The 16,850-nt window shown below is 41.1% G+C and carries 15 protein-coding genes; 10 read left to right on the forward strand and 5 right to left on the reverse strand.

Annotated features, from left to right (window positions below; all coding sequences use genetic code 11):
* Positions 1–3: 3 nt before the first annotated feature.
* Together AC2SLO_RS07760 and AC2SLO_RS07765 are read left to right on the forward strand one after the other, a co-directional pair.
* Positions 4–789, forward strand: coding sequence for a transglutaminase family protein (locus tag AC2SLO_RS07760; protein WP_486541161.1), 786 nt, complete (start codon positions 4–6; stop codon positions 787–789).
* A gap of 247 nt (positions 790–1,036) precedes the next feature.
* Positions 1,037–1,780 (forward strand): proteasome-type protease, encoded by a 744-nt coding sequence (locus AC2SLO_RS07765; protein ID WP_486541163.1) that lies wholly within the window; start codon positions 1,037–1,039, stop codon positions 1,778–1,780.
* A gap of 288 nt (positions 1,781–2,068) precedes the next feature.
* On the opposite strand, the gene arsH is transcribed toward AC2SLO_RS07765, so the two are convergent.
* From arsH to AC2SLO_RS07780, 3 genes are all read right to left on the reverse strand, one after another.
* Entirely contained in the window at positions 2,069–2,824 is a 756-nt protein-coding gene (arsH, locus tag AC2SLO_RS07770; protein ID WP_486541165.1) for an arsenical resistance protein ArsH, read from the reverse strand.
* 104 nt (positions 2,825–2,928) lie between these two features.
* Positions 2,929–3,438, reverse strand: a complete 510-nt coding sequence (locus tag AC2SLO_RS07775) for an arsenate reductase ArsC (protein WP_486541167.1) — start codon at positions 3,436–3,438, stop codon at positions 2,929–2,931.
* Between the two features lie 130 nt (positions 3,439–3,568).
* Positions 3,569–4,873 carry an arsenic transporter gene (locus tag AC2SLO_RS07780; protein ID WP_486541169.1) on the reverse strand — a complete coding sequence of 435 codons (1,305 nt, stop codon included), beginning with the start codon at positions 4,871–4,873 and terminating at the stop codon, positions 3,569–3,571.
* 240 nt (positions 4,874–5,113) lie between these two features.
* On the opposite strand from AC2SLO_RS07780, the gene AC2SLO_RS07785 reads away from it, so the two are divergent.
* From AC2SLO_RS07785 to AC2SLO_RS07800, 4 genes are all read left to right on the forward strand, one after another.
* Positions 5,114–5,416: an ArsR/SmtB family transcription factor gene (locus AC2SLO_RS07785; RefSeq protein WP_486541171.1), complete on the forward strand. Its 303-nt coding sequence runs from the start codon at positions 5,114–5,116 to the stop codon at positions 5,414–5,416.
* Between the two features lie 139 nt (positions 5,417–5,555).
* Positions 5,556–6,443, forward strand: coding sequence for a universal stress protein (locus AC2SLO_RS07790; RefSeq protein ID WP_486541173.1), 888 nt, complete (start codon positions 5,556–5,558; stop codon positions 6,441–6,443).
* Between the two features lie 228 nt (positions 6,444–6,671).
* Complete coding sequence (locus AC2SLO_RS07795) at positions 6,672–8,654, forward strand: bifunctional metallophosphatase/5'-nucleotidase (RefSeq protein ID WP_486541175.1); 1,983 nt, start codon at positions 6,672–6,674, stop codon at positions 8,652–8,654.
* Between the two features lie 275 nt (positions 8,655–8,929).
* Positions 8,930–9,469, forward strand: a complete 540-nt coding sequence (locus AC2SLO_RS07800; RefSeq protein WP_486541177.1) for a hypothetical protein — start codon at positions 8,930–8,932, stop codon at positions 9,467–9,469.
* A 90-nt stretch (positions 9,470–9,559) separates the two neighbouring features.
* On the opposite strand, the gene AC2SLO_RS07805 is transcribed toward AC2SLO_RS07800, so the two are convergent.
* Both AC2SLO_RS07805 and cls read right to left on the reverse strand, forming a co-directional pair.
* Positions 9,560–10,522, reverse strand: coding sequence for a WG repeat-containing protein (locus AC2SLO_RS07805; RefSeq protein WP_486541179.1), 963 nt, complete (start codon positions 10,520–10,522; stop codon positions 9,560–9,562).
* A gap of 175 nt (positions 10,523–10,697) precedes the next feature.
* The gene (gene cls, locus AC2SLO_RS07810; protein ID WP_486541181.1) at positions 10,698–12,137 is read right to left on the reverse strand and encodes a cardiolipin synthase; all 1,440 of its coding nucleotides are present in this window, start codon (positions 12,135–12,137) and stop codon (positions 10,698–10,700) included.
* A 189-nt stretch (positions 12,138–12,326) separates the two neighbouring features.
* Here cls and AC2SLO_RS07815 point away from each other — a divergent pair, with 189 nt between their 5' ends.
* From AC2SLO_RS07815 to AC2SLO_RS07830, 4 genes are all read left to right on the forward strand, one after another.
* Entirely contained in the window at positions 12,327–14,009 is a 1,683-nt protein-coding gene (locus AC2SLO_RS07815) for a nitrite/sulfite reductase (protein ID WP_486541183.1), read from the forward strand.
* A complete protein-coding gene (locus AC2SLO_RS07820; RefSeq protein ID WP_486541185.1) occupies positions 14,002–14,631 on the forward strand; it encodes a DUF934 domain-containing protein in 630 nt (209 codons plus the stop codon). Before AC2SLO_RS07815 ends, AC2SLO_RS07820 begins: the two co-directional genes overlap by 8 nt.
* Positions 14,632–14,708: 77 nt before the next feature.
* Entirely contained in the window at positions 14,709–15,353 is a 645-nt protein-coding gene (locus AC2SLO_RS07825) for a phosphoadenosine phosphosulfate reductase domain-containing protein (protein WP_486541187.1), read from the forward strand.
* Positions 15,354–15,477: 124 nt separating this feature from the next.
* Positions 15,478–16,697 (forward strand): IS3 family transposase gene (locus AC2SLO_RS07830; protein ID WP_486541189.1). Its coding sequence is split into 2 segments (ribosomal slippage): positions 15,478–15,814 and positions 15,814–16,697, totalling 1,221 coding nucleotides; the frame shifts between segments, so codons are not numbered across the junction.
* Positions 16,698–16,850 lie beyond the last annotated feature (153 nt).

A 16,850-nucleotide genomic window follows, 5' to 3' on the forward strand; every position in this document is an offset into this window, starting at 1 on the left:
ACTATGAAACTCAATATTAATCATCAAACGAATTATTATTATGCAGAGCTTGCTCAGCGTAGTGTGCAATATATAAGAATGTCGCCGATGCATTTACCTCATCAAACGGTGCATGAATGGACGGTAATGTTACCGAAACTTGCCACCTCTTTAAAGGATGGCTTTGGCAATACTTGGTTCACATTAAGTCGTAATGAGTTGCATGATAATTTACAGATGCAAGCATCTGGCGTCGTTGAAATTGATACGTCAACTCAAAGCATACAAGATACTGGAGAGATTCCTTATTTACTGTTCACCGTTCAAACACCGCTCACTTTTTGCTCACCAGAAATGCGTGAATTCGCTTCACCTTATTTGACTTCACCGAATCATGACAGTCTTAAAGAGTTTGCAAAGGCGCTCATTTCTCAAATGCCCTACACGCCTAATGTAACGCATGTTGGTACGATTGCTAAAGAAAGTTTTGAGATAGGTGCGGGTGTTTGTCAGGACCATACTCATGTGTTTTTAGGTTGCCTAAGAGACTTTCTCATTCCAGCGCGCTATGTGTCTGGTTATATTTATGATCCTGATCAAAATCATATGTCAAGTCACGCTTGGGCTGAAGCGTACCTAGATGGATATTGGTATACCTTTGATATCTCAAACCAATTATTTACGCCTAGTAATCATGTTTATGTGGCTATAGGGCGTGACTATCTTGATGCAGCCCCCGTTCGCGGTGTCCGTATCGGTGGTGGTTATGAAAATCTTTACAGTCAAGTAATGGTTAATCGTATAAATTAAAAGTGATGCTAGCACTTAACTCTAGAACGACTGAACATACAATAACTAACAAATATTGGCTATTAAATTATTTAAATTTGATTAAAATGCGCTTCAGTTTATATGCTTTAGCGTGCCTTAGAGTACACTTATCTATTTCAACTAAGTTTTATAGCGTTGTGATAGCGTTTTATAGCTAAATTCCTTAATTGTGCACTTAAAACCTAGCAGTTAGCCCCTTACCCCCTACTCTATTATTAGGATTTATATGACATATTGTGCTGCATTAAGAATAAAAGACGGTATGGTCTTCGCAAGTGACACTCGTACAAATGCCGGTGTTGACCATATCTCAACATTCCGTAAGTTATATTCATATGGTATCGACGGTGAAAGAAGTATTGTGATTCAAACGGCTGGTAGCCTTGCGACATCGCAAGCCGTTTTTACCAAACTGCAAAATGCAATTTATCAACGCCTTGATCAAAATTTACTGACAGTATTAACGCTGTTTGACGCCGCCGAGATGGTTGGCGAGTTAGTACGTGAGGTCATTGCCAAATCTCGCAGTGTTGCCAATGACAATGTTAGCTCCACATTTGATAGTACCTTCTTATTAGGGGGTCAGATTAAAGGACAAAAGTCAGAGTTGTATATGATTTACCCAGAAGGTAACTGTATTCGCGCGTCCGAAGATACCCCATTTTTTCAGTTAGGGGAAAGTAAATACGGCAAACCTATTTTAGATCGGTCGGTTAAGTTCGATATAGATTTACATCATGCTGCCCAAGCGCTTATGCTATCTTTTGATTCGACCATACGCTCAAACTTATCAGTGGGTATGCCCATTGATATGGTTATTTACAAAAATGACAATTTTAAGAAACCTGTTATTCGCCGTATATGTGAAAACGATGAGTATTATAGCGAGTTGAGCAAACTATGGTCTGAAGCCTTATCTAGCATATTATTGAGTCTACCAGACTATCCTGAAGATTATTGGAAAGTTTAGAGAGTGTGATTGCCCTATAATAATTTAAGCACCTCATTCTCAACTCTTGACGTAGACTGTTGTTTTAACATAGCATTTCCTATTAAAGATCTTGTTTGCTGACCTAAAAGCACCAGCCTACAGTGAATTTTAATAAGTTGAGAACGGGTTTTTTAAGTTCAATTGGTTATTATATAAAAATGATTTTTAATTTAGCTGTAAGTTTATATTCTATAACTGCTAGTATTAAGTTAATTATTAGAAAATTTTTAATTGCTTAGGCTATTTATGTAACTTAGATTCCTTTGTTTAAAGAGCTTTTTGGTTAACACGCTTCATCAACTCTTCTGCGCTCTCTACTCGTTCTGAGTATCTGTCTACCAAATACTCTGCATGATCACGTGTTAGCAAGGTAAAGCGTACCAGCTCTTCTAGCACGTCTACCACACGCAAGTAATAGCCAGATGGCTTCATACGCTTAATGGTATTGCCCTGAACGTCTACTTGATCTTCAAACTCTAAGAAGGCTTTTGGCACAGAAGATTGATTGGGTATGGTTAACATTCGCATCCAGCGTCCAAGAATACGCAGTTGATTAACGGTATTAAAAGATTGCGAACCGCCATTGACCTGCATCACCGCTAAGGTCTTACCTTGAGTGGGACGTACTGCCCCCACCGAGAGTGGAATCCAGTCAATTTGTGCTTTCATAATGCCGGTCATGGCACCGTGACGTTCAGGTGAGCACCAGACCATTCCCTCACACCACTGTACTAGTTCACGTAATTCTACAACTTTAGGATGGCTCACCTCTTCACTATCAGGTAGCGGCAGTCCAGCCGGATTAAATATCTTAACTTCAGCCCCCATAGCAGTCAGAATACGGGCGCAGTCCTCGATCAGTAACCGGCTATAGGAGACTTCACGCAGTGAGCCATACAATAAGACAAACTTTGGCTTGTGTGTAGAATGAGGCGCTTTAAAGTGGTCTATGCTTGGTATCTTGAACGCTTGTTCTTGAATATTTGGTAAATCTGATATTGGATTTGAGTTGTTATTCGACATAGTTTTGCTCGATATTGATTTAGATTTTTAACTTGGCATTACAAGGTTAATAGCTTCTTTGCTTAGGCTATTTTATCGTTTATATATCACAAAAATAGCTAGGCTTAGCTGATATCACTCAGCTTTGATAATGCAGCTTTTCGCTCACTAGCGGGTAAGTCTGCAACCTGCATTAACTTTTGAACCCTCTTCTCGATAATATCGATGGTATTAATGAAATTCTGCTCGGTCTGTGCCTCATTTGCAGTGTTCTTTGATGGATCGCTTAACCCCCAATGCAGCTTGGTCAATTCAGGCAATTGTCCTAACCATATTGGGCAACTCTCGCCAGCGGCGTTATCACAAACCGTCACTAACAGATCAGGCTCAAAGTCACCCATATACTCTGCATCCTCCCAAGAATTACTGGTTAAGCCATCTACCGAATAGCCTGCCTGCTTGAGATATTTTAAAGTCAAAGGATGCACCTCACCCGCCGGCGCACTGCCTGCACTCTTGGCAATGAGTCTTTGTTGCCCCTCTTTATAACCATTTTGATTGGTTATCGCCTCAAATAAGGCACTGCGGCAACGGTTATGGGTACATATATATAGGATGTTTATTGGTAGTGTCATAAGATTTTGGCTTCGTGTTTGATTGAAGGTTGATGTTGCTTATTTAGATTAAGTTACTTTAATTTGCTTAGGCTATTTTTATCATTCGTGTGATAGTTAATAACTACTCTATAATTTTAGTCTGCCTGCTTTAACTGACCACAGGTAGCCAAATCGCTAAAGCGACCAAAGTAGTTAGTAGTACCGGCGTGGTTAATATAATACCTACCTTAAAGTAATAGCCCCAAGTAATATTCACCTCTTTAGTTGCCAGTACGTGCAGCCATAGTAAGGTAGCCAATGATCCAATCGGCGTAATTTTAGGCCCTAAGTCAGAGCCAATCACATTGGCATAGACCATGGCTTGTTTGATCAGCTCCGGCTCAGCCATATTGGCTTGATTGATATCGGCAATCGCTAATGACTGCATCAAAACCGTCGGCATATTATTCATAATCGATGACAAGCCAGCCGACATAAAGCCAGTGCCAATGGTCGCAGTCCAAATACCTTGATGACCCAAAGCTTCAAGTCCTGAGGTCAGATACGTGGTTAGCCCTTCATTTTTAAGGCCATAAACCACCAGATACATACCCAGAGAGAATATAACCACTTGCCACGGCGCATCTTTAAGCACATTGGTGACAGACAGCTTCTTATTCATTATCGCGGTTACAACCAGCACCAGCGCCCCTACTCCAGCAATGGCACTAATAGGAATACCCATTGGCTCTAACACGAAGAACCCCATCAGCAATGCCGCTAATACTACCCATCCCATATAGAAGGTAGTACTGTCTTTAATCGCTGTATGCGGCTGCGGCAGACTACCCACGTTATATGACTTTGGAATATCTTTATGATAAAAGAAATACAGGACAGCCAGTGAGCTAAGGACCGATACGATATTGACCGGCACCATTACTTGAGCATAACGATCAAAAGAGATATTAAAGAAATCAGCCGAAACAATGTTTACCAAATTGGAGACCACCAACGGCAGGCTTGCTGTATCAGCAATAAAACCCGCCGCCATAATAAAGGCCAGTGTCGTTGCTGCAGAGACACGCATCTTTAGCAGCATGGCTATTACAATAGGCGTTAAGATGAGCGCAGCGCCATCGTTAGCAAATAATGCAGCCACCACGGCACCAAGCAGTACAATCAATGCAAACAGCTTTGTGGCACTACCACCGCCCATACGTGCCACATGTAGTGCTACCCATTCAAAGAATCCAGCCTGATCAAGCAATAAGCTAATAATAATAATAGCAATAAAGGCAAAGGTCGCATTCCATACGATATCCCACACAACAGGGATATCACTGATTTGAATTACGCCTGCCAGCAGCGCTAGTAATGCGCCAAAGGTAGCGCTAACACCGATACCTAACCCGCGGGGCTGCCAGATAACCAATATGAGAGTAATGATAAAAATTAGCGCGGCAATAAGCATGGTAAACTCAACTTCAGGTTAGCGATTAACTCTTGAATAAGTATTGACCATAATTAAAGGATAGACACTCTATCTACTCAGCGGTAGATAGTAGATATAGAGGCGGTGTGCTACCATTCTATTACAGTGATTGGGTGCATTTAATTGTACTATATTCGGATAAGCGAATACAGTTTAATATCATTATTCTTTAGCAAGCTGCTTTAACCGATAACAATAGCATCAAAATATAAGAGGTATATGACAATGCAGCCTGTTTTATTTTTTAAGGCCTTAGCAGACCCAACTCGGCTTAATCTGATTATGCAGTTAAAGCATCATGACTCTTTATGTGTTTGTGATTTAACGACTCAGTTGGAACAGCCACAGCCTACCATCTCACGTCATTTAAGCCATCTTAAAAAGGCAGGTCTGGTTCACTGTGAGCGCCGTGGAAATTGGATGTGGTATGGTATCAATCAAGATATGCCGAATTGGTGCCTTGATGTGATTAATAGTATAGAAAGTGATATTCCAATAGCCTCCGAAAAAAGCTGCTCATAAATAAAGTGCATATAGGAATCACAAAAATAAATTATATGAACAAATATTTTCCTTCTTTATTACTAAAACCGAATAACAATAAGAACAGATAACTAACTACCCCATAACGTTTTAAACTGATAATTAAGAGGACAGCACCATGCTTAAACCTGCTTTGAATAACACTGTGTTGGCTTGTATTGATGGCTCAAATGTGACCGAATCTGTCTGTGACTACGCCGCTTGGTATGGTAGTGAATTGAACTTACCTATATCTTTGCTGCACGTGATTGATGTGCCTAAATCCAATCGTCATGACTTAAGCGGCGCCATTGGTATGGACAGTCGTAAGCATCTGATGCGCGAGCTTACGTTACTTGATGAGCAAACAGCACGCATCGCCAATAAGCATGGTGAAGCACTGGTAGAAGACGCAAAAGAACATATCCTAAAAACCAACAGCAACGTTCAAGTACAAATGCATCTACGCCGTAGTAAGTTACTGCCAGCGATTGAGCATTTTGTTAATGACACTCGGGTAATTATTTTAGGTCGCCGTGGTCAGGACCATCAGAATGATAGAGTCAATATTGGTAGTCAAATTGAAAGTGTTGTTCGTGCGGTGCATCGTCCGATTATGGTCTGCTCGGAGGCGTTTATAAAACCTGATTCATATATGTTAGCGTTCGATGGCAGTCCAACCGCTAAGAAAGCAGTTGATCTTATTTGCCAAAATGAAATCGCCAAAACCTTAAAAGGTCATATCGTTATGGTCGATCACAAAGAGACCGAGTACGAGACGGCCTTATATAAAGCACAGAAGAAAATGAATGATGCCGGTCTAGATGTCACAGCGCATACTATTAAGAGCAAAGCCGATGGTCATAACGATGTGGTATCGGCATTAACCGCATTTCGCCGAGAAAATGAAATTAGTTTATTCGTGATTGGCGCCTATGGTCATTCAAAATTACGCCAATTCTTTGTGGGTAGCACCACAACCAAGCTATTATCAAAAACCACAGCTCCAGTTATCCTATTAAGATAGAATCCTTTTAAGATCATTATTAAATAACATAACACTGTTGATTAAACAACATAAAAGCCCTGAACAAGATATTCAGGGCTTTTTTATATACTTTCTATTACCTTTATTTCATAAGTATTTAAACAACGTATCTATTTGTTTCATCATTTTGTCATGCTTATTCTTCAAAATCTGCCTAGTTAAGAGTTCCTCCTTTAATTAGACTCCATTTAGGAAAAAGTGACCAATATGATAATTAATAAAAAAAATAATTCAATAAAACACTCCGCTCTTATAAGCGCACTTACCTTAACCTCAGCTCTATTACTAAGCGGCTGTAATGACGATGACTCGGATGGCTATCGTCCTTTACAAGACTCACCAGCGGATACAACCGTAAAACCCATTAATCTAACCATCGCTCATATTAACGACCATCATTCACATCTAGAGCCTGAGGGCAAACAAAGCTTTGTCATTGATGGATCTACTTATCGTGCTGACCGAGGTGGTTTTGCACGTATTAAAACGGTCTTCAATGAGTTAGAAGCAACCTACGGAAATGGAAACTTCTTAAAACTACATGCCGGTGATGCCATTACAGGCACTCGTTACTTTAGCTTTTATAAAGGCAATGCTGACGCTGACATGATGAATACCATCTGTTTTGATGCGTTTAGCCTTGGTAATCACGAGTTTGATGAAGGTGACGAGGGCTTAAAGACATTTATTGATAGATTAAACGGTACCGAAGGCAATACGACCAATTGTAATACACCAATTTTAGGGGCAAACGTTAAGCCCGCTCTTGGCACTCCATTAGCTGCGAGCCAAGCGGATGATTACATTAAGCCTTATGTTATTAAAACCACCAAAGAGGGTGTGCAAGTGGGTATTATCGGGATAGACATTGCCGGTAAAACTAAAAACTCTTCTCGTCCTTTAAGTACAACTGAGTTCCTTGATGAGAAAACAACCGCTCAGAACTATATTAATGAGCTGCAGAATAAAGGCGTTAAGCATATTGTTTTATTAACGCATTACACCTATGACAATGACAAGCAGTTAGCCACTGAACTCTCAGGCGTAGACGTTATCATTGGCGGTGACTCTCATACCTTGTTAGGTGATTTCACACGCTACGGCGCCTCTGCAGATGATAATTTTGGCGCACAGGGTGAGTATCCTACTGTGACGTCCAATAAGGACGGTGATACTGTCTGTATCGGTCAAGCATGGGAGTATACAAAAGCGGTTGGCTTAATGGATATCAGCTTTGACGATCAAGGTAAAGTACTTAACTGTCAGGGCTCAGCCATTATTCCTGTGGCGGAAACGTTTGAGAAATACAACGAGTCAACATCTGCGTTCGAGCCATTAGATGCCCAAAACAATCAAAGCTTACTACAGCGTTTATTAGACGGTAAGGTAGATTTTTTAAGCAAAGACCTTATCGTACCATTTAAGGAAAATGAGCAAGCCGCTAGTGTGTTAGCAACTTATACCAATGCTCTAGATGATAATTTATCCAAGAAAATCGGACAGTCTAATCAAGCGCTATGTTTGGTGCGTGTTCCAGGCACCACACGCTCAGCAGACATTGCTGGATGTGAGGATACGGCTAACAGTGCTCGAGGCAGCGATATTGCGCAAGTCGTTGCAAAGGCATTCTTAGATGGTGCGTTACGTGCAGACTTCGCACTACAAAATGCAGGCGGCGTACGTACAACGATTCCAGCAGGCAACTTAACGTATAACGATGCTTATACCCTGCTGCCATTCGGTAATACACTGGTTAATCTTGATATCACCGGTCAACAAGTTATCGATACCTTAGAAGATGCAATTTCAAACCATTTAGAAATGGATGGCTCATCTGGCTCACATCCTTATGCCGATGGCTTGCGCTGGGACTTAGATTTAACCCAAGCTAAAGGCAATCGTGTTCGTAATGTTGAAGTGCGCGATCGTAAAACGGGTATGTGGTCTAATATTGATTTAAATAAAACCTATGTAATGGTCACCAATGACTATATTGCCGAAGGCCGCGACGGTTATACAACGCTAGGTCCTATCTTTGCCGATAAGAGCAAGGTTGAAGACACCAAGCTTTTATACACGCAGTCTTTTATTGATTATGTCAGCAAAGTGGGTACTATCGAACGTCCTCACCGTGATGAGTATTCTCATAAAACAGTCATTACCGCTGATGGAAAAATGCTTAATCCTTAATAAAGGATGTTTTTAGTCGATTAATACTCTATATGCAATAAAAAGCACCTGATTAAATCAGGTGCTTTTTATTAAACTCAAGTTAGATGAGCGCCTGTAAAAACCATTCGTAGTAAATAAAACGAATATAAAGGGCTTATTGTCCTGCTAAATTTTGATATTAACACCTAAAACTCATATCCAATAAAGAGCTTAGGGAAGATTAATAAGTAAGATTATGGCATAATATGGGCAAATGATAGTTACATTGCGGTGTTATACAAGGCGGTATAGATATGAGTCGAATGGTCAAACAGAACGGTTATGTAAAGCTTTATTTTCTTGGTGCGCTACTTGCCAGCTCATTGTTAGGCTGTCAGATATTGCCAAACTCTAATGCCAAACCTGCCGATCAGCAGCCGCTTACGCAAACCAAGATGGACAAGAAGGCCGCGACTAAGATTGCCGGTCTGTATATCAACCCAAGCCATCAGGTCATGAATAATGAATATCAGGGCGTGGTGATTGAGGTATCGACTCATGGCTTGTTGGTACCAGCCAAAGACATTACCATTACTATCGGCACTCAAGGTAACACCACCCCCAATTGCCAATATCAAGCCACTGCCAGTTTAATGGGTCATGATGCCTTACACGGTGTTGTTTATACTGCGCCGGTCAACAAGAACGCTACTTCACAAAGCGAAGAAGATGGTTTGGTATTCTTCCGCTTTAAAGACCACCTTCTATCTATAGACAGTAATAACCCACAGGCATTAACTCAGTATTGCGCGCAAGATGCCTCATTAAAAGGCGATTATCGTCGACTTAAATAGCCAATTTAAACCATCGAACCACTGTCTTGTTTCTGCCTTTGGCATGGAGGGTGTTTAGGGGATATAGATTTAGAAAGAGCGTCAATAAGACTAATAGCTAGGACAAGCGACTTTCTTGGCAGACTTGTTGATACATACCGTCTTATCATTTATCGTCGCTACCTCAGCAATCCCATCATTAAATACAAAGTAATTAGCACCCATATAGTTCACACTATAACGCTCTACATTCTTATCAGAATACTGGAAGGGAATGATGGTTTTATTCGCACCATTAATAAAGCCCCATTTGCCATTTTTTAGCGCGCCAGCAAGACCTTCACTAAAAGATCTGATTTCATCGTATACAAACGGAACAGCTACTTTACCTGTCTTAGTAATAAAGCCCCATTTCTTACCGTCATACACGCCTGCTAGGCCTTGTCTAAACCCATATACACCACCAAAATCTCCGTCAATACCTTCATACTTAGGCGGTATTACTTCTTTACCGTCCTTGTTTAAGAAGCCCCATTTGCCAGACTTAGACATAATAGGCGCCATACCCTCAGTCATGCCTTCAATGCTGCTATATTTGCTAGTAAATGGTAGCACTACCCTATTTGAGGTATCAATAATGCCATATTTACCATTTTTAGCCACCACAATACGACCTTCTGACACGTCATTGGCCCAAGATTCATCGTATTTGTCATTAGGATCAATTAAGTTGTCATAGATGGTGGGTACGACCAATTTACCTTGTGTATTCATATAGCCGACTTTGCCGTTTTTCTCTACTGCAAAGACGCCCTCACTAATCGTCCAACTGACGTAATCATATCCTTTTAGGTTTGCGACCGCCTTACCCTGTTTATTTAATAAAGCTTGGCGATTATAGTTTTTATCAGAACCAATAAAGTAGTTTTTGTCAGACGTACAGTCTATTTGTGCATACTTGGCTTTGGGTGGTTTACACTCTTCATAAGCCTGAGCAGGCAATGCAATAAATATACCGCCTAATATAGCAAATAAAGGGATGAGCTTAATAAAGGAAGAGGACGTTTCTGGCATGGGACAAACTCCTTTTGGAGGTGAGAGCATGAGGGAAATATGATTAGTTTTATTAATTTTATAGTAAAAATTTTATTAACCTTGGTTTAATTAAACAAAGTTTTTTGATAATCGTCAATAATAAAACCACCAAAGGGCAATTCATCTTCTAATTGGTATATAGATACTCTAAAAGCTATAGAACCGGCCCCATGGTTGCCACAATGTTGTTCCAAATTCGGTAATATAACGGCCAGTCTCTGACCTGTGCACTGCTGACCTCGTCAGAGTCTTCAATATATTGATATTGACGTTTGACGATTTCAGCGGTTAGGCCTTGATCATAAAAAAGCATGTTATTTTCATAATTCAAATCAAAACTGCGTAAGTCTAAATTGGTCGAGCCGATGAGACTAATCTGACCGTCAACTGTAAGTGTCTTAGCGTGTAATAGTCCAGGCTTATATTCATAGACTTTTACGCCAGCTTCTAGCAACTGATAGTAATAACTGTGACTGGTGGCGGCGACAATAAAGGAGTCATTCTTTTTGGGGAATATCATCGTCACCTCTACCCCACGATAGGCAGCAGCGCATATCATGTTAATCAGGGTATGGTCAGGCACAAAATAAGGGGTTGAGATAATGAGACTGTGCTGAGCTTGACTCATCAAGGTACTTAAAAACTGCGGCGTTGTGCCTTGACGCTGACTGGGACCATCGGCGAATACTTGTGCCGGATAGCCATATTGCTGCGGATTAATGATATAAGGGAAGCTATCAAGAGGTGTCTCTGGATTCTCCATTAGCCAATCTCTGGCAAATAACATCTGATTTTGAGCAACCACTGGGCCTTCTACCCTTAGCATAATATCGACCCAAGGCGCGTACTTTGGCTTAACCCGAAACTCAGGGTCGGCGCTATTACGGCTACCCACATAACCAATCTTGCCATCGATAACAGTAATCTTGCGGTGATTACGCAAATCAATACGGCTAAATAAGATAACCTTTATGATATTACTAATCGGTAGAGCAACACTCATCTCAACCCCAGCATCTTTCATACGCTGCCAAAGATTAGAGCGTATTAAGTGGCGTGACCCCATTCCATCTGCCATCGCTCGGCATTTGACTCCACGCGTTGCCGCACGAATCAAGGCTTCGGCAACCGCTGTACCCATACCATCCTCTAACCAGATGTAGTACATTACATGGATATGATCGGTAGCGGCATCAAAGTCGGCAATCATTCGTTCTTGCGTTGCCTTTGCATCTGCCATTAACTCTGCCTTGTTACCTAAGGTGGTCTTAAATCCTGTCACTGCAGAGGCATAGGCCAAGGCAGGTTGATGTTCTCGTTTCACTACCTCTTTTAGAGTACTGTCGTTGCCAAAAATATCCGGAAAATTGTCATATAGCTGCTGTTTAATATGATCGTTGCGATAATTAAAGTTAAGCCCTAAATGCACCTCACCGAACATCCAATATACAATCACGCCTGCATAGGGCAAGATAAACAGAACCACCATCCAAGCAAGGCGCGCCGGTGATGATAAGTCATGACGGGCCAGTACCCGTAATGAGATAACTAGCCAAAGCAGAAAATGTAAGGTTAATAGGAGGTTTAGTAACATAAATAACGCCTAAGTAAAAGTAAACAAAGTTTTTTATACCTATTATAGGATATTCATAGGCTTAAGAAGCCTCTTATTATTAACCTATGCCTACTTTGTATATGTATATGTCAGATATGAATTTATAAAAGACCTGAAGCATAGGTACTATAAGGCCATGATTTTTATTTATCTAAAGGCATATTAATTATGTACAAATACACTCATGCGGACCAAGCCATGGTTGACGAGCGAGTTGAGCAATTTCGCGATCAAACTCGTCGTTTCCTAGCGGGAGAATTACCCGAAGAGCAATATTTGCCACTGCGCCTGCAAAATGGCCTATATATCCAGCGTCATGCGCCCATGTTACGTATCGCCGTACCTTATGGCCTTATGGCAAGCTACCAAATTCGTAAGCTTGCAGAGATTACTCGTAAATATGACCGCGGTTATGGACACTTTACCACACGTACTAACTTACAATTAAACTGGCCGAAGCTTGAAGAAGTGCCTGATATCCTAGCTGAATTGGCTTCGGTACAGATGCATGCGATTCAAACATCTGGTAACTGTATCCGAAATACGACTACTGATCCTTATGCAGGCGTTAATGCCAATGAGATTGAAGACCCCCGTCCTTATTGCGAAATTATCCGTCAGTGGTCAACTTTCCATCCTGAATTTGCCTTCCTACCGCGTAAGTTCAAAATTGCGGTGATTGGTACTTATGAGGACCGTGCAGCCACTCAGGTCCATGATATCGGTTTACACGTGATAAAAAATGAAGAAGGTGAGATCGGCTTTGAGGTGATTGTTGGTGGTGGTCTAGGTCGTACCCCCATTATCGGTAAAACCATCCGTGAATTTTTGCCGCGTCAGCATCTATTAAGCTATTTAGATGCCATCTTACGTGTGTATAACTTACATGGACGTCGTGATAATAAATATAAAGCCCGTATCAAAATCCTAGTAGACAGTATGGGCGCTAGGGAATTTGGCAAATTAGTCGAAAAAGAGTGGGAATCCTTCACCAAAGATGGGCCTTTGACGCTGACCGAAGACAACTTTGACACTGCCAAAAGCTACTTCCCAGAATTTGATTATGACAATATTGATGAGCTAGCGAGCAAAACTGAGCTTAACAAGCATTTGCAAGAAAAGGCCTTTGCTGACTGGTATTCTCGTAATACGGTCGCTCATAAAGTGGCAGGCTATCGGGCAGTCATAGTGTCCTTAAAGGCAGGACTGGTAGACGGTAAATATGTACCGGCAGGTGATGTCACGGAGTATCAACTTGATCGCATTGCCGATCTTGCTGATAGCTATAGCTTCGGTGAAATTAGAGCAACCCATCAACAAAACTTAGTTTTTGCTGATGTAAAAGAGACCGATCTATATGCACTATGGGAGGCATTAACTGAAATCAATCTTGCGCGTCCAAATATTGGTACTTTAACCGATATGATTGTTTGTCCAGGTTTTGATTTGTGCTCGCTGGCGAACGCCACCACTTACAACATCGCTGAGCAAATCGAGAAGCACTTTGATAACTTAGATTATCTGTATGACTTAGGTGATATTCAGCTCAATATGTCTGGCTGTATGAATGCCTGCGCTCATCACCATGTTGGCGATATCGGTATCTTGGGTGTCGATAAAAAAGGCGAACATTGGTATCAAATAAGCCTAGGTGGTAGCTCGAAGAAGGACACCCGTCTTGGCAACATCCTTGGTCGCTCAGTTGCGACAGAAGAGGTCGCGCCAACACTTGAGAAAATTTTAAACGTCTATACCGATCAGCGTCATGTCGAGGGCGATAGCACCGAGCCTTTTGCTGACTTCGTACAACGTGTGGGTATCAAACCCTTCAAGGAGGCAGTATATGGGTAATTATCATGTCTTAAATAATGACGCTGTCAACATAACCTCTGACGACAGCTGGTATGCCATCGAGACGCCTGAGCTTCCAGAGTCTGTGGCGATCAAAAGCATCCATCTCAGTGAGCTACTTCATAAAGAAGAGCGCTTAGATGTGATACTGCCTTTTAATGAAGTGGTTGGGTCACGAGAAAATGCTAAATCAGCTAGCTCAAGTATGCCGACAGGCTTATTAAGTGAGCTATTAGCTTTAATTGCAACGCGCTCAAGTCGTATAGGTTTATGGGCGGATACTGATGTCAGTACTGAGCAGCTTGATGATTTACTACAAGCTTGCAAAGACGCGGACCGCACACTGCTTCATAATCTTGACTTAATTGTCTTATATCAACCCTCTTTTGTTGATGGACGAAGCTTTAGTCAGGCCCGCCATTTACGTCAGCAAGGTTTTACAGGTGAAATTCGTATCACTGGCGACTTTGGCCTTGATCAAATCGCCTATTTAAAGCGTGCTGGCGTGGATACTTTTGTCATTGCTGATGATAAGCTGACAGAGAATATTGAGTTCCTATTTAGCGCTCTCCCCTCCTCATACGACGGTAGCGTAGCCAGTCAATTACCCATGTTTAGATAAGCGTTTGGTTTGAATAAGCGCTTGTCTTTTACCATACAGCACTAAACATTTAAATTTGTCCATATTAAGGGACTACTATGTCACAGCCTACATTGACTCAAAGCTTGGATATTGATGATTATAATCATCAGTTGCAAGGCAAAACACCCACTCAGATTGTAGAGTGGGTAGCAGAGCATGCAGAGAATCCAATATTGACGACTAACTTTCGTCCCCATACCGCTGCTATTTTGCATTTGGTTACTCAAGTTATTCCCGATATTCCTGTGCTATGGGTAGATACGGGATATAACGTAGACCCTACTTTGGAATATGCACAAAGAGTTACAGATTTATTAAAGCTGAATCTGCATGTGCGTCATCCAGAAGAAACTGAGCGATTACAGCAGTTTCGCCGTGAAGGTATTCCGACACCTAACGATGATGATCATGAGCTATTTACTAAGCTGGTAAAAATTGATCCTTTCCAAAAAGCATTGGATGAGTTCAAACCAGATACTTGGATAACCGGTATTCGAGGTGATCAAACCGATTTTCGTAAATCGCTTGATATCTTAAGTCGCAGTTCTCAAGGTATCCTAAAGGTGGCGCCTATCTATCATTGGTCAAAACAAGATCAGTTGGATTATATTGCCAAACATGGTTTGCCGGATGAAAAGCGTTATTTTGATCCGACCAAAGTAGAAGAGAACCGTGAGTGTGGTCTACATACTCAGCTGTAATTTCTTTTACTGTGCTATAACCTCTCTTACTGTATTGTATAAAAAGCTGCTTAACCCAAGTTAAGCGGCTTTTTTTATCATTATGTCCCGTCCTAAAATAAGTTTACGAAAAGGAAGCTTATAAATGGACAAAGCAGAAAGATCAAGGATTAAACGAACACAGAAAGATTACACACTAGGCTTTAAATTAGCTGTGGTAGGGCAAGTAGAAAAAGGCGACATGACCTACAAACAAGCCCAAAAGCACTATGGCATACAAGGACGTAGTACCGTCCTAACTTGGCTTAGGAAACATGGTACATTAGACTGGAATACACCGCCAAAGAGCCTAAGAATGCCACACAAAGAAACCCCAGCCCAAATCATAAAAAGACTTGAGCGACAACTGGCTGATGAAAAAAAACGTACGCTACTACTTGGCAAGATAGTTGAAGCGCTAGAGAGTACAAACGGAGTCAACAAAATAAAAAAGTCACCTACGACATCCTCTGGCAACTCAAAGAAGACAAGCAAATGAGTCTAGCCGAAGGATGTCGTATATTAAACATCAGCCCTCAAGCTATTTACCAGTATCGGGAGCGTCGTTATAAAAGAGCGCAAGAGCTATCTTGTATCAAGCAGTGGGTACAAGACTATCGAATGTTTATGCCTCGATTAGGTGGCAGAAAGCTATACTGGCTGATCAAACCTAAACTTATCGCACAAAAGATAAAGATGGGTCGTGATGCATTCTTTGACTATCTACGAGTGCACAAACTATTAGTAAAGCCTAGACGAAGCTATACTAAAACGACGTTTAGCAAGCACTGGATGAAAAAGCATCCTAACTTAACGAAAGACGCACCAGCGCCTGTCAGACCAGAACAAACCTTAGTTGCAGATATAACCTATGTGCGCTCAAGGCAAGGTACGCATTATCTATCTTTAGTGACAGATGCTTATTCAAGACGAATTATGGGCTATCATGTCAGTGATACGATGCCAGTTGGTGAAGTGGTTAAAGCATTAGATATGTCGGTTAGATCAAGATGCTATCAGCATGATGCCATTCATCATTCTGATAGAGGTTTACAGTATTGTGCTAAAGAGTATCAAGACGTGCTTGAGAAGAACAACATTAGACCGTCTATGACAGATGGCTATGACTGTTATCAAAATGCTTTAGCTGAACGCGTTAATGGCATTTTAAAGGATGAGTTTTTAATTCATCAGTGTAATACGTTAGATGAGCTAAGAGTGCTCGTTGATGAGTCGGTTTATATTTATAATCATATGAGACCGCATTTAAGTTTGAATATGAGAACGCCTTTCGAGTTTCATCAAAGTTATGGGTGTTCTGCATAGAAAAAACCAGATACACGGGGTATCTGGCTTGTTTTAAATCATCAACCTATTTTAGGACGAGACAATAAATTCATAAAATAGCTTAGTTAATAGCCTGTTATGACAATCTTGAATTAAGTAATATCAAATCCTTCCATACTTGTTGGCGGCTAA

The sequence above is a fragment of the Psychrobacter sp. CX14 genome, from assembly GCF_057396205.2.

Bases quoted from the DNA above. Each gene is read 5' to 3' on its own strand.
- AC2SLO_RS07760 (WP_486541161.1), top strand. From the start codon at position 4: ATGAAACTCAATATTAATCATCAAACGAATTATTATTATGCAGAGCTT.
- AC2SLO_RS07765 (WP_486541163.1), top strand. From the start codon at position 1,037: ATGACATATTGTGCTGCATTAAGAATAAAAGACGGTATGGTCTTCGCA.
- arsH (WP_486541165.1), bottom strand. From the start codon at position 2,824: ATGTCGAATAACAACTCAAATCCAATATCAGATTTACCAAATATTCAA.
- AC2SLO_RS07775 (WP_486541167.1), bottom strand. From the start codon at position 3,438: ATGACACTACCAATAAACATCCTATATATATGTACCCATAACCGTTGC.
- AC2SLO_RS07780 (WP_486541169.1), bottom strand. From the start codon at position 4,873: ATGCTTATTGCCGCGCTAATTTTTATCATTACTCTCATATTGGTTATC.
- AC2SLO_RS07785 (WP_486541171.1), top strand. From the start codon at position 5,114: ATGACAATGCAGCCTGTTTTATTTTTTAAGGCCTTAGCAGACCCAACT.
- AC2SLO_RS07790 (WP_486541173.1), top strand. From the start codon at position 5,556: ATGCTTAAACCTGCTTTGAATAACACTGTGTTGGCTTGTATTGATGGC.
- AC2SLO_RS07795 (WP_486541175.1), top strand. From the start codon at position 6,672: ATGATAATTAATAAAAAAAATAATTCAATAAAACACTCCGCTCTTATA.
- AC2SLO_RS07800 (WP_486541177.1), top strand. From the start codon at position 8,930: ATGAGTCGAATGGTCAAACAGAACGGTTATGTAAAGCTTTATTTTCTT.
- AC2SLO_RS07805 (WP_486541179.1), bottom strand. From the start codon at position 10,522: ATGCCAGAAACGTCCTCTTCCTTTATTAAGCTCATCCCTTTATTTGCT.
- cls (WP_486541181.1), bottom strand. From the start codon at position 12,137: ATGTTACTAAACCTCCTATTAACCTTACATTTTCTGCTTTGGCTAGTT.
- AC2SLO_RS07815 (WP_486541183.1), top strand. From the start codon at position 12,327: ATGTACAAATACACTCATGCGGACCAAGCCATGGTTGACGAGCGAGTT.
- AC2SLO_RS07820 (WP_486541185.1), top strand. From the start codon at position 14,002: ATGGGTAATTATCATGTCTTAAATAATGACGCTGTCAACATAACCTCT.
- AC2SLO_RS07825 (WP_486541187.1), top strand. From the start codon at position 14,709: ATGTCACAGCCTACATTGACTCAAAGCTTGGATATTGATGATTATAAT.